Annotated in this window: 10 protein-coding genes; all 10 read left to right on the top strand. The window is 68.8% G+C overall.

Annotation, left to right across the window (positions count from 1 at the left end; translation table 11 throughout):
- Positions 1 to 56 precede the first annotated feature (56 nt).
- The 10 genes from Q5064_RS07055 to Q5064_RS07010 all read left to right on the top strand — a co-directional run bounded on the left by Q5064_RS07055 (position 57) and on the right by Q5064_RS07010 (position 12,683).
- Positions 57 to 1,388 (top strand): replication-associated recombination protein A, encoded by a 1,332-nt coding sequence (locus tag Q5064_RS07055; protein ID WP_302963339.1) that lies wholly within the window; start codon positions 57 to 59, stop codon positions 1,386 to 1,388.
- Between the two features lie 127 nt (positions 1,389 to 1,515).
- Positions 1,516 to 2,409, top strand: a complete 894-nt coding sequence (locus Q5064_RS07050; protein WP_302963338.1) for a DUF948 domain-containing protein — start codon at positions 1,516 to 1,518, stop codon at positions 2,407 to 2,409.
- A gap of 27 nt (positions 2,410 to 2,436) precedes the next feature.
- Positions 2,437 to 3,813, top strand: coding sequence for an AI-2E family transporter (locus Q5064_RS07045; protein ID WP_302963337.1), 1,377 nt, complete (start codon positions 2,437 to 2,439; stop codon positions 3,811 to 3,813).
- 61 nt (positions 3,814 to 3,874) lie between these two features.
- Complete coding sequence (gene alaS / locus Q5064_RS07040) at positions 3,875 to 6,511, top strand: alanine--tRNA ligase (protein ID WP_302963335.1); 2,637 nt, start codon at positions 3,875 to 3,877, stop codon at positions 6,509 to 6,511.
- 187 nt (positions 6,512 to 6,698) lie between these two features.
- Entirely contained in the window at positions 6,699 to 8,264 is a 1,566-nt protein-coding gene (locus tag Q5064_RS07035; protein ID WP_302963333.1) for a 5-bromo-4-chloroindolyl phosphate hydrolysis family protein, read from the top strand.
- A gap of 18 nt (positions 8,265 to 8,282) precedes the next feature.
- Complete coding sequence (locus tag Q5064_RS07030) at positions 8,283 to 9,434, top strand: toxic anion resistance protein (protein ID WP_302963331.1); 1,152 nt, start codon at positions 8,283 to 8,285, stop codon at positions 9,432 to 9,434.
- A 33-nt stretch (positions 9,435 to 9,467) separates the two neighbouring features.
- Positions 9,468 to 9,884: a Holliday junction resolvase RuvX gene (ruvX, locus tag Q5064_RS07025; protein WP_302963329.1), complete on the top strand. Its 417-nt coding sequence runs from the start codon at positions 9,468 to 9,470 to the stop codon at positions 9,882 to 9,884.
- Positions 9,885 to 9,960: 76 nt separating this feature from the next.
- On the top strand, positions 9,961 to 11,169 hold the full coding sequence (gene mltG / locus Q5064_RS07020; protein WP_302963327.1) for an endolytic transglycosylase MltG: 1,209 nt from the start codon (positions 9,961 to 9,963) through the stop codon (positions 11,167 to 11,169).
- Positions 11,170 to 11,220: 51 nt separating this feature from the next.
- Positions 11,221 to 11,754 carry a YqeG family HAD IIIA-type phosphatase gene (locus Q5064_RS07015; protein ID WP_302963326.1) on the top strand — a complete coding sequence of 178 codons (534 nt, stop codon included), beginning with the start codon at positions 11,221 to 11,223 and terminating at the stop codon, positions 11,752 to 11,754.
- Positions 11,751 to 12,683, top strand: a complete 933-nt coding sequence (locus Q5064_RS07010; protein ID WP_302963324.1) for a shikimate dehydrogenase — start codon at positions 11,751 to 11,753, stop codon at positions 12,681 to 12,683. Before Q5064_RS07015 ends, Q5064_RS07010 begins: the two co-directional genes overlap by 4 nt.
- The last annotated feature ends 95 nt before the right edge of the window (positions 12,684 to 12,778 follow it).

Below are 12,778 nucleotides of genomic sequence, written 5' to 3'. Positions count from 1 at the left end.
AACATTTGTTCGATTTCTCCTTCGCATTTCCCCGAAGCCATGGTAGGATAGGCGCCATGGATACCTTATTTACTGCAATGGAGAACGATCGCCGGGCCGATGTCGCGCCGCTCGCGGTGCGCATGCGGCCCCGCGCGCTCGACGAGGTGGTGGGCCAGGCCGAGGCGGTGGGCGAGGGCAGCTGGCTTAGGGCCGCCATCGAGAACGACACCTTGAGCTCGGTCATCCTGTTCGGGCCCGCGGGCACGGGGAAGACCTCGCTCGCCCATGTGATCGCCGAGTCCACCAAGGCCACTTTCGTGGAGGTGTCGGCCATCGGCGGCACCGTGTCCGACCTGCGTCGTGAGATCGGCGAGGCCGAGCGCCGTCTCGTGTCGGGGGGCCTGCGCACCATCCTGTTCGTGGACGAGATCCACCGGTTCAATCGCAGCCAGCAGGACGCGCTGCTGCACGCGGTGGAGGATAGGCTCGTGGTGCTCGTGGGCGCCACGACCGAGAACCCGTTCTTCGAGGTGAACTCCGCGCTCATCTCCCGCTCGCGGGTGGTGGAGCTGCACTCCCTGGCCGATGACGACGTCGCGCGCCTCGTGCAGCGCGCCGTGGCCGACGAGCGGGGGCTTTCGGGCTGCTATGGGCTCGAGGATGCGGCCCTCGACGCCATCGTCACCCTGGCAGGCGGCGACGGGCGCGGGGCGCTTACCACGCTGGAGCTAGCCGCGGGCATGGCCGCGCCGGGCACGCCCGCCTCGCCGACGGCCATCACCGAAGCCATGGTGCGGGCCGCCACGCCGCACCGGGTGCTGCCCTACGACAAGAACAAGGACATGCACTACGACATCATCTCCGCGTTCATCAAGTCCATGCGCGGCAGCGATCCCGATGCCGCCGTGTACTGGCTCGCCCGCATGATCGACGGGGGAGAGGACCCCAAGTTCATCGCCCGGCGCATGTACATCGCCGCCTCCGAGGACATCGGCAACGCCGATCCGCAGGCGCTGCTCGTGGCCGAGGCCGCCTTCCGCGCCGCCGAGGTCATCGGCTATCCCGAGTGCCGCATCAACCTGGCCCAGGCGGCCATCTACCTGGCGCTCGCTCCGAAGTCCAACGCCGCCGAGGCCGCCATCGACGCGGCCCTTCGCGAGGTGCGCCAGGGGCCGGTGCGCAAGGTGCCCGACTACCTGCGCGACCGCCACCGCCCGGGCTCGGAGAACTACGGGCAGTACAAGTACCCCCACAGCTACCCGGGCGGTTGGGTAGATCAGCGCTACCTGCCCGAGGGGCTCGAGCGGGGCTGCTTCTACCAGCCGAGCGAGCGGGGTTGGGAGGCCTACCGCGCCGAGGCGGCCGCGCGCGATAGGCGACCGCCGGGCCCGCAGCAGGGCAGTTGACGCGATGCCAACTTCCGTTAACGGAATGGCTACTGTGTGACGGCCTTCTGTGAAATGGGAAAAGGCGCAATTAGAATGGGCGCGGTAATAGTATAGTCAAGTCTTCGGAATTATAAGGAGGCTCATCATGGATTTCGCCGCTATCGTGGACATCGCGCTGCCCGTGGTATACGTGCTCGTCGGCGCGGTGCTCGTCTGGTTCGTCGTGGAGCTGGCGCTGACCATCCGCTCGACGCGCGCCACCATCGACGATGCCCACGAGGAACTCACCCCCACCCTGCGCAACGTGGAGAAGATCACCTCCGAGGTGACGCCCCTGGTGGGCAACGTGAACACGCTCCTCGTCGAGCAGGTGACCCCCCTCATGGAGAAGGCGAACGCCATGGCTGAGGAGGCCAAGCCCGCCGTCGGGCGCGTGGACCCGCTCGTGGAGCGCCTCTCCCTCACGGTGGACGCGGCGAACCTCGAGCTCATGCGGGTCGATCAGATCCTCGAGGACGTCACCCAGATCACCGACTCGGTCTCGAAGGCCGCCGGCGCCGTGGACACGGTGACGAGCGCGCCTATCGATCTGGTGAACACGCTCACCGGCAAGCTGCGCAGCAAGTTCAAGCCCCGCTACGCCTCCGACGAGTCGGTGCGCCTCGGCGGCGCCTCGAAGCCCTCCGCGCCCGAGCGCTCCGCCACCGTGTCCGAGGCCGTGAGCGCCGTGGGCGATGCGGCGAGCGCCGTCATGTCCGAGCAGAAGGCGCGCCGCGCCGCCCGCAAGGCCGACGCGGCTGCCCGCGCCACCCGCACCGACGCCTTCGAGAGCCAGCTGGGCTCCACGGCGGCCACGATCACGAACGCCGCCGTCTCCGCCACCGACGCCGACACCCCCGCCGCGGCCCACGCCGCCCCGGTCTCGGCCCCGGCGCCGGCCCCTGCGGCCGATGCCGCCTCCCCGTCGCTGTCGCCGAATGCCGCCGCGGCCCAGGCCGCCCCGGCTCCCGTGGACGGCGGCTTCCGCGCCGCCCGCTAGTTCGCGTGGATTCTGTGAGGAAGAGTCATGAGCAACGAGGCCCCTGTCGCTAACAACCCGCGCCTGACCGCCGACCGCACCCTGACCGCGCGCCAGCTGAGGGCGCGCGCCCGTTTCCTCGATCTGTGGTCGGTCATTGCCGCCATCATCCTTCTCGGCGGCGTGGTGTGGCTCATGGGCATCCTGTCGGTGCCGGTGGCCATCCTCATCTGGACCGTGATCATCGTGTTCTGCCTGCGCGGCATCGTGAACGGCCTGGAGCGCATCCACGTGAACCGCGCCATCGGCACGACGGTGGCCTATATCGTGATGGCCCTCGTGCTGGCGGCGGTGGGCTTTCTCTTGTTCTCGCCTATGTTCGGCCTGAACTCCCAGTTCAACGACTTGCTCACGAGCATGCCCCACTACGTGGAGGCCATCACCGCCTGGGGCAACGACCTTTACGCCCGCTACGCCCAGTTCTTCGAGGACGACACGGTGAAGAACCTCATCGCCGAGGCGCAGAAGTCGGCGGCCTCCTGGGCGGCCGGCGTGGCCTCGGGGGCCGGAAGCGGCGTCATGGCCTTCGGCACCACGCTCGCCAACGGGCTTATGGCCCTGGGCTTCGGGCTCGTTATCGCGTTCTGGGTGCTCATGGAGCTGCCGGCCATCGGCCGCGAGACGCGCCGCCTCATCGGCCCGAAGCACGCCGAGGACGCCGAGTTCTTCCATGCCACCTTCACCCGGGTCATGGGCGGCTACATCAAGGGCACGCTTCTGCAGTGCGCCATCATCGGCGTGGGCTGCGGCATCCTGTTCGCCGTGGCGGGCGTTCCCAACGCCGCCGTGCTCGGCCTCATCACCGGCGTCATGAACATCATCCCCATCATCGGCCCCTGGATCGGCGGCGCCCTGGCGGCCATCGTGGCCATCTTCGCCGGGCCGGTGACCGCGGCCATCGCGCTTATCGGCACCATTATCATCCAGCAGCTCGTCTACACCTTCATCTCGCCGAAGATCATGGCGAACTCCGTGGACATCCACCCGGCCCTCACCCTGTTCGCCTTGATGGTGGGCTCGGCGCTCGGCGGCGCCATGAGCGGGCTTTTAGGGTCGCTCGTGGGCATGCTCGCCTCCATCCCGCTCGTGGCCGTGGCCAAGTCGGTGTTCGTGTACTATTTCGAGAAGAAGACCGGCCGCCACCTCGTGGCCGAGGACGGCGTGTTCTTCAAGGGCACTCCCGACGACGCCGAGACGGTGAACCCCATCGCCGACGCCACCGCGCCCGGCACCACGGGAACCTTGAGGCCCATCCGCCTGGAGAACATGCCCGGAATATCGGGGCGCCTCCCGAAGCTGCACATGCAGGGCCACGGCCGCATCACCCCGCGCCACTCCCACGACGAGGACGACGGCCGCAAGTAACTTGTACTATAATGCTCGGTTGGATATTTTCGGCAATCCGCAAAGGACGGACAGGATACCTATGCAGTACATGACAACCGCTGAGATTCGCGAGAAGTACCTGAACTACTTCCAGGAGAAGGGCTGCAAGCTGGTGCCGTCCTCCTCGCTCATCCCCGACGACCCGTCGCTTCTGCTGACGAGCGCCGGCATGGTGCAGTTCAAGCCCTACTTCCTGCAGCAGAAGCAGCTCGAGGCGCCCTATATCGGCACCACGAGCGTGCAGAAGTGCGTGCGCACCAACGACATCGACATCATCGGCACCACGGGCCGCCACTTGAGCTTCTTCGAGATGCTCGGCAACTTCTCCTTCGGCGAGTACTTCAAGGACGAGATGTGCGCCTGGGCCTACGACTTCTCCGTGAACGTGCTCGGCCTGCCGCCCGAGCGCTTGTACTTCACCGTGTTCGAGGACGACGACGAGACCATCGAGATCTGGAAGAAGCTCGGCGTGCCTGAGGACCACATCTCGAAGCTGGGGGAGGACGACAACTTCTGGCGCGCCGGCCCGACCGGCCCCTGCGGCCCCTGCTCGGAGATCTACTACGACCAGGGCCCCGAGTTCGGCTGCGGCAGCCCCGACTGCGCGCCGGGCTGTGACTGCGACCGGTTCCTGGAGTACTGGAACTGCGTGTTCACCCAGTACGACGGCCAGGAGGACGGCACGCTTGAGCCCCTGCCCAAGAAGAACATCGACACGGGCATGGGTCTGGAGCGCATGGCCGCCATCATGCAGGGCGTGCAGTCCAACTACGAGACCGACGTGCTGCGCAGCCTCGTGGCCGTGGGCGAGCGCCTCTCCGGCCGCACCTACGGCGAGGACGCCGAGGTTGATCTGGCCCTGCGCATCATCGCCGACCACTCCCGCTCGGTCACCTTCATGATCGCCGACGGCATTCTGCCGGGCAACGAGGGCCGCGGCTACGTGCTGCGCCGCCTGCTGCGCCGCGCCATCATGAAGGCCCAGCTCATCGGCATCGAGGGCCACTTCCTGAACGAGTACGTGGACGAGATCGTGCGCCTCATGGGCGACGTGTACCCCGAGATCGTGGAGAACCGCGAGCTGGAGCGCGGCCTCATCATGGCCGAGGAGGACCGCTTCGGCGCCACCCTGCGCCAGGGCCAGGCCTACCTGGAAGACGCGCTTGCCGCCCTTGAGGGCACGGTGCTCTCGGGCGAGGAGGCCTTCACCCTGCACGACACCTACGGCTTCCCCGTGGAGGTGACCCAGGAGATCGCCGAGGGCCGCGGCATCACCGTGGACATGGCCGGCTTCGAGGCCGCCATGGAGGCCCAGCGCGAGCGCGCCCGCGCCGCTGGCGCCAAGGACGCCGAGGCCGCCTGGTCCACCTACGGCGGCATCTACGCCGACCTGCTGCGCGAGCTCGGCCCCACTGAGTTCGTCGGCTATGAAGCCACGGACGCCGAGACGCGGGTGCTCGCCATCGTGGTCGACGGCGAGCGGGTGGGCACCCTGGCTCCCGGGCAGACCGGCGAGGTGGTGCTCGCCGCCACGCCGTTCTACGCCGAGATGGGCGGCGAGGTGGGCGACACCGGCCTCATCGAGAACGGGGACGCGCACATCTACGTGCTGGACACCAAATCGCCCGAGAAGGGGCTGTTCGTCCACGCCGTGCGCGCCGACGAGGGCGGTCTGGCCGAGGGCGATACGGTGGTGGCCCGTGTGGACGCCAACCGCCGCGCCGCCATCGAGCGCAACCACACTGCCACCCACATCCTGCACGCCGCCCTGCGCCGCGTGCTGGGCGATCACGTGAAGCAGGCCGGCTCCTACGTGGGCCCCGACCGCCTGCGCTTCGACTTCACCCACTTCGAGGCCACCACGGCCGAGCAGCTGGCGGAAGTGGAGCGCGAGGCCAACATGCACATCATGAGCGCCACGCCCACGACCATCTACGAGACCTCGCTCGATGAGGCCCGCGCCGCCGGCGTGACGGGCCTGTTCGGCGAGAAGTACGGCGAGGTCGTGCGCGTGGTAGAGGCGGGTGACTTGTCCCGCGAGCTGTGCGGCGGCTGCCATGTGTCCAACACCGCCGAGATCGGCTTCTTGAAGATCACGAGCGAGTCGAGTGTGGGCGCCAACGTGCGCCGCATCGAGGCCGTGACGAGCTACGGCGCGCTCGCCTATGTGAACAAGGTGGAGGCCGAGTTGCGCGGGGCCGCCGAGGTGCTGCGCGTGCCGCCCTTCGACGTGGCCGAGCGCGTGGCCGCCGACCAGAAGGCCATGAAGGAGATGCGCGCCAAGGCCAAGCGCGCCAAGGAGATGGTGAGCGACGACATGTTCGCCGCGCTGCTCTCCCAGGTGCAGGAGGCGCCGGCGGGCTACCCGGTCATCATCGCGCGGACCGAGGTGACCGACGGCGGCCAGATGCGCAACATGTGGGACGTCGTGCGCAGCCGCATGAGCGCCCCGGGCGCCATGGTGGTGGCCGCGGTGAGCGACGGCAAGCCCGTGCTCATGGCTGCCGGCACCGACGAGGCCGTGGCCGCCGGGTTCAACGCCGGGGCCATCATCAAGGCCATGGGCCCGGCCATCCAGGGCGGTGGCGGCGGCAAGCCCACCATGGCCCAGGCCGGCGGCAAGAACCCCGACGGCATCGACGACGCTTTGGAGATCGCCCGCAACATGATTCTGTAGGCTCCTTCGCGCCATAGAGAGCTATTACCCCGAGGGGCGGCCATGGCCGCCCCTCTTTTCATGGCGCCTCCGTTGATTGCGTGGGGCGCGGAGGCGGGCCCGGCGGGGCGGGGCGGGCGCGTGGTATGATGGCGGCGAAATGAACGGTGGTGCCTGCGAGGCGCCGAGAGCGTGATGAGGATGGTCGATGGCGACGTATCGGACGGGACAGGGGGTGCCCCAGCAGCCCCACGACGGCTGGGGGCGACCTGCGGGCGAGCCCCAGCAGCCCGGTCCCGAGGCTACCTACGAAGTGCCCTGGGACGACCCGGCTCCCGCCGGCGCGCAATCGTCCGCGACCGGGCCGGCGGGAGCGGGGGCCGCGCCATCGCCCGGCGCTGCGGGCTCCCCGCGCTCCGCATCCTCGTCGTTCCGGCCGGGGGAAAGCCCCGTGCCCGGCATGTCGGCCAAGGACTTCGAGCGGATGTGCCGCTCGGTGGATAAGGCGTTCTCCCAGTTCGCCAAAGCGGTGGAAAGGGGCGTGGACGAGGCCGCCGCGGCCCTCGGCCAGTCGCCCGAGAAGAACCTGAAGGCCCATAAGGAGCTCCAGGAGAAGCGCAAGAAGCAGCAGAAGCAGGCGCAAAAGGCCCAGAAGGAGGCCCAGCGCACCGCGCAGCAGGCCGCTTACCAGCAGTCCCCCGGCGCTGCGCCGGGTGGCACGGCCCCGGGCTACCGGCCGACGGCGGCCTACGTTGCGCAGCAGGCGCAGCAATGGGCGCCGCTCGCCAAGACCAAGGGCAGGTTCCGCTCATCGGCGGGGCTGACGGTGTCGGGCACTTTGATGACGGCCGTCGGGGGCGCGGGCACCGCGTTCTTCGCGATCCCCACGTTGGTTGCCGCCATCACCGAGGCGGCCATGGGAGCTACAGGCGTGGCCACGACGGTGGTGCTCGGGCTTATCACCGCCGGTTTCGCCACGCTGCTCGGCTTTGGCATTCGCCGGCTCCGTCGCGCCTCGAAGCTGAAGGCGCTCGCAAGGGCCGTGGGGGAGCGCGAAGCCGCTGCCATCGAGGATATTGCCGCACGCATGCAGGTAAGCCCCAAGGCGGCGCTTGCCGCGTCGCGCAACCTCATCAAGGGCGGCTACCTTCCCCAGGGCCGCATCGACGACGAGCAGACCACCCTCATGGTGACCGACAACGCCTATCGCCAGTACCGCCAGCTGCAGATGGCCCAGCGCCAGTCGCTCGAGAACGAGCGCGCCGCCGAGGAGGCCCGCGCCGCCGAGGCCGCTGCCGCCGCCGCGCGCGAGCAGCATCTGTCCGAGAACCTCACGCCCGCCCAGCGGGCCTTCATCGTGCAGGGTCGCGACTACGTGCGGCAGATGAGCGCGCTGAACGCGGCCATCGACGATGCGGCCGTGAGCGAGAAGATTGCCGCGATCGAGGAAGTGGTCGGCCGCATCCTCGCCCGGGCCGAGGCCGAGCCGAAGGTCATCGCCGGGCTCGACCGCCTGAACGCCTACTACCTGCCCACCTGCGTGAAGCTGCTCGAAGCCTACGACAACCTGGAAGAGCAGCCCGTGCAGGGCGAGAACATCTCCAGCTCGCGACGCGAGATCGAGCGCACCCTCGACGTGCTCCACGCCGCCTTCGAGAAGCTCTTCGACGACACCTACCAGGACCTGTCGCTGGACGTGTCGGCCGACATCTCGGTGCTGCATGCCATGCTCGCCCAAGAGGGCCTGACCGATGGCCCCTTCGACGCGAAGTAGAACCCGAAAGGATTTCCCATGACCAACGAACTGACAAACCTCGAGAACATCCCCGCGCCCACCCTCACGCTCGACCCGGTGACCGACGGGGCCGACGCGGTGGAGGCCACTCTCGTCGAGGCCGAGCCGCCCGCCGCCCCTTCCCTCGCCGACTCGCTTTCGGCCGAGGAGCTGGCCCAGGTGGACGCCTTCGCCAAGCAGATCGACATCGCCAACTCCCAGCAGGTGCTCACCTTCGGCGCCGGCGCCCAAAAGAAGATGGCCTCGTTCTCCGAGACGGCCCTTGAGCGCGTGCGCACCCAGGACCTTGGCGAGGCCGGCACGCTCATCGCCAACGTGGTCACCGAGCTGAAGAGCTTCGATGCCGACGAGGACGACAAGGGCCTCTTCGGCCTGTTCAAGCGCCAGGCGAACAAGATCGTGGCCCTGAAGGCGCGCTACGACACCGCCGAGGCCAACGTGGACAAGATCGCCAAGGCGCTCGAGGGGCACCAGGTGCAGCTCATGAAGGATGCGGCCACCCTGGACAAGCTCTACGACTTGAATCTCACCTACTTCAAGGAGCTCACGATGTACCTTCTGGCCGGCCGCCAGCGCCTGGCCGAGGTGCGCGACGGCGAGCTGGCCGAGCTTTCGGCCAAGGCCCAGGCCTCCGGCTCCACCGAGGACGCCGAGGCGGTGCAGAAGCTGGCCGCGGCGTGCAACCGCTTCGAGAAGAAGCTCTCCGACCTGGATCTGTCCCGCACGGTGGCCATGCAGATGGCCCCGCAGATCCGGCTCGTGCAGAACAACGAGATGCTCATGATCGAGAAGATCCAGACCACGCTCGTGAACACCATTCCCTTGTGGAAGAGCCAGATGCTTTTGGCCCTGGGCCTCGCCAACAACGAGGCGGCCCTGCGCGCCCAGTCGGCCGTGACCGACATGACCAACGAGCTTCTGCGCAAGAACGCCGAGAAGCTGAAGCAATCGACGGTGGAGGTGGCCCGCGAGTCCGAGCGCGGCATCGTGGACATCGAGACCTTGAGGGCCACCAACGAGAACCTCATCCAGACCTTCGACGAGGTGATGAAGATCCAGGCCGAGGGCCGGGCCAAGCGCGCCGAGGCCGAGGCCGAGATGCGCCGCATGGAGGCCGAGCTGCGCGCCAAGCTGCTGGAGGTGAAGTAGCGCGCCCGTCCGCGCTCGGAAAGGAGGTGTGCCGTGCGCGTGATGGCGCTCGATATCGGGGAGGTGCGCGTGGGGGTGGCCGTGAGCGACCCCGGCGAGCGGGTGGCAAGTCCCGTGTGCGTGCTGCCCGCCCCCGACGTGCTCGCCCACGGCAAGGCGTTCCGCCGCGTGCTGGAGGACTGGGAGCCCGAGCTGCTCGTGTGCGGCCTTCCGCGCACGCTCTCCGGCGAGGAGGGCCCCCAGGCCGTTCGCATCCGCGGGGCGGCCGCCCGGATCGCCTCCGCGTGCGGCCTTCCCCACGTCTTCGCCGACGAGCGCCTCAGCTCGGCCGAGGCCAAGCGGAGTTTGCGTGAAAAGGGCTGCTCCGAGCGCGATATGCGCGGAAAAGTCGATATGATAGCCGCGAGTTTGTTCCTGCAATCGTGGCTCGACGAGCGCGCCCGCGGCTAGGGGAGGCCGCGCCCTTCGGAGGGGCTCCTGCCCGTGTCGTGCCCGCGTCCGATCTGCGAAGGCCATAGAGAAAGGCATGCCCGTGGCTCTGCACAAGAAGACGGTCACCTACTCCTCGCGCCCCACCCACGCGGCCCGCGCGGCCCATGCCAAGGGCGATCGGGAGTTCCGCACCTACGACACGAGCGCCATCATGCCCAAGCGCGATCCGAAGCCCGCCATCTTCCTGGGCGTCGTGGCCCTCGTCATCATCGCGGCCGTGTGCTTCTTCGCCTTCCGCGCCTGCGCTACCCCCGCTCCCGAGCTGCTCGCGCCCGGCGAGACGGTGAACGTGACCATCGCCGAGGGCGAGAGCGCCACGGCCATCGGCGACGCGCTCGTGCAGGCGGGGCTCATCGCCTCGGCCCAGGACTTCACCAACGAGGTGACGCGCCTCGAGGCGGCCGCGGCCCTCATTCCCGGCACCTACACCTTCGAGGGCGGCAGCACTCCCGAGCAGCTGGTGCGCCTCATCATGGCGGGCCCCGCCTCCACCGGCGACACGCTCACGGTGCCCGAGGACATCACCCGCGCGGCCCTGGCCGACCTGGTGGCCCAGGCCACGGGCGGCCGCGTGAGCGCCGACGACTTCCTCGCGGCGTCCGCCGACGCCAGCGTGTACGCCGCCGACTACGCCTTCCTGGAGACGGCGGGCACCAACTCCCTCGAGGGCTTCCTCTTCCCCAAGACCTACAGCCTGACGGCCGAGGACGACGCCGCGGCCATCGTGCGCATGATGCTCGGCCAGTTCGCCGCCGAGACCGCGAACCTGTCCTACGAGTACCCCGAGGGCCAGGGGCTCAACCTCTACCAGACCGTCACCTTGGCCTCCATCGTGGCCAAGGAGTCCTCCGACGATCCCGCCGTGCGGGCCGAGGTGGCCGGCGTGTTCTACAACCGCCTGGCGTCCGAGCGCCCCTACCTGGAGTCCGACGCCACCACCGCCTACGCCGTGGGCCACGACCCCTCCGCCGAGGAGGTGCACGCCGACGACCCCTACAGCACCTATACCAACGAGGGCCTGCCGCCCACGCCCATCTGCTCGCCGGGGCTGGCGAGCCTCGAGGCCGTGTGCGCGCCGGCTGAGACGAGCGCCATGTTCTTCTTCTTCACCTCGGGCGAGGACGGCGCGGTGCAGCACTTCTTCAGCGATACCTACGAGGAGCACCAGCAGGTCATCGCCGACCATACCGGCAACGGCTCGGGCAACGGCGACGAGGGCGACGGCTCCTCCGAGGAAGCCTAGGGCGCGCTCTTCGCCGCCCATGCGATTCGGCGCTTCCGCCTGAGGACGACCATGGCCCTGCTCACCCCCGACCGCTACTTCTCGCGCATCACGAGCATCGACATCCAGGCCGATCTTCTCGATCGCGGTCTGACGAACGTGCTGCTCGACATCGACAACACCGTCCGCGCCCGCGACACCCACAGCGTCCCGCGCGACGTGGGGCTGTGGCTCGGCCGCGCCCGCACGGCCGGCGTTGAGTTCTGCCTCGTGTCGAACAACTGGCATGCCGACGTGTACCAGTTCGCCGGCGAGCTGGAGATGCCCATCGTGGCGAAGGCCATGAAGCCCCTGCCCTTCGCGTTTTTGGCGGCCATGAGGAAGATCGGCGCCGGGCGGAAGAACGCGGTGGTGGTGGGCGACCAGCTGGCCACCGACGTGCTCGGGGCCCATGCGGCCGGCCTTCCCGCCTACATGCTGCAGCCGCTTGTGGAGCAGGATCTGCCCCACACACTGCTTCTGCGCAACGTGGAGCGGGTCATTCTGGGAGATAGAGTGCCGGAGCCGGCGGTGAACATGCAGAAGACGGAAGGAGAGCGGCCGTGACCGAGCAGCATCTGTACATTTTGGGGCATCCCATCGGGCACTCGAAGTCGCCGGTCATGTACAACGCCGTGTACGAGAAGGCGGGCCTTCCCTGGGTCTACGGCGCGCGCGATCTGCCCACGGCGGCCGAAGCCGAGGCGTTTTTGGCCGCGCGGGAGTTCCTCTCCCTTAACATCACCACGCCCTACAAGCCCGAGGCCTTTGCCGCCGCCGATGTGAAGGCGGCCTCGGCCCAGCTCGCCCACGGCGCCAACGTGCTCGTGAACCATGGCGGAGCGCTCATCGCCTACAACACCGACGGCCAGGGATGTGTGGCCTACCTGGAGCGCGCCGGGGTGCGCTTCCGCAAGAAGTCGGTGGTCGTGTGCGGCACCGGTCCCACGGCGCTGTCCATCCTGCACGCCGTGGCCCAGGCGGGGCCGGCCGAGGTGGTGCTGCTCGGCCGCGACAAGGCTCGGGCCCAGAAGGTCATGCGCGCCTACGCCGACGAGCTGGGGGCCATGATCGGGCGCACGGTGGATATGCCCGCCGCCAAGGAGGGTCACCTGAGCTTTGCGCAGGTGTACGAGAAGGTGGCGTTCAAGTTCGGCAGCTACGACACATCGCGCCGGGCCCTCGCCGCGGCTGATATCATCATCGACGCCACGCCGCTCGGCATGAGCGCCGGCGATGGCGCGCCCTTCGATACGAGCCTGCTCTCTGCGGGCCAGACGGTATTCGACGTGGTGTACGGCCACGGCGAGACGGCCCTCGCGCAGGCGGCCCGCGCTGCCGGGTGCACCTTCTTCGACGGCGCCGGCATGCTCGTGGGCCAGGCGGTGGTGACGGTGAACATCCTGCGGGACATCACCGGGGAAGGCGCCCTCGACATCCCCGAGGACGAGCTGTTCGCCATCATGGCCGCCGCCGCGGGATTCGACCTTAGCTGATCGCCGCACCGGCGCCGGCGGGGATCGCCTCGCCTTCCGTGGCCGCTCGGGCCGCGTCCTGCTATGATGGGTGCCGGCAGAAAACGTCTTCGATT

Source organism: uncultured Adlercreutzia sp. (assembly GCF_958431955.1).
GTDB lineage: Bacteria > Actinomycetota > Coriobacteriia > Coriobacteriales > Eggerthellaceae > Adlercreutzia.
This window is presented reverse-complemented; position numbering and strand designations above follow the sequence as displayed.

Coding starts and splice junctions, on each gene's coding strand:
- Q5064_RS07035 (WP_302963333.1), top strand. CDS start 6,699: ATGGCGACGTATCGGACGGGACAGGGGGTGCCCCAGCAGCCCCACGAC.
- Q5064_RS07015 (WP_302963326.1), top strand. CDS start 11,221: ATGGCCCTGCTCACCCCCGACCGCTACTTCTCGCGCATCACGAGCATC.
- Q5064_RS07055 (WP_302963339.1), top strand. CDS start 57: ATGGATACCTTATTTACTGCAATGGAGAACGATCGCCGGGCCGATGTC.
- Q5064_RS07045 (WP_302963337.1), top strand. CDS start 2,437: ATGAGCAACGAGGCCCCTGTCGCTAACAACCCGCGCCTGACCGCCGAC.
- Q5064_RS07030 (WP_302963331.1), top strand. CDS start 8,283: ATGACCAACGAACTGACAAACCTCGAGAACATCCCCGCGCCCACCCTC.
- mltG (WP_302963327.1), top strand. CDS start 9,961: ATGCCCGTGGCTCTGCACAAGAAGACGGTCACCTACTCCTCGCGCCCC.
- Q5064_RS07050 (WP_302963338.1), top strand. CDS start 1,516: ATGGATTTCGCCGCTATCGTGGACATCGCGCTGCCCGTGGTATACGTG.
- alaS (WP_302963335.1), top strand. CDS start 3,875: ATGCAGTACATGACAACCGCTGAGATTCGCGAGAAGTACCTGAACTAC.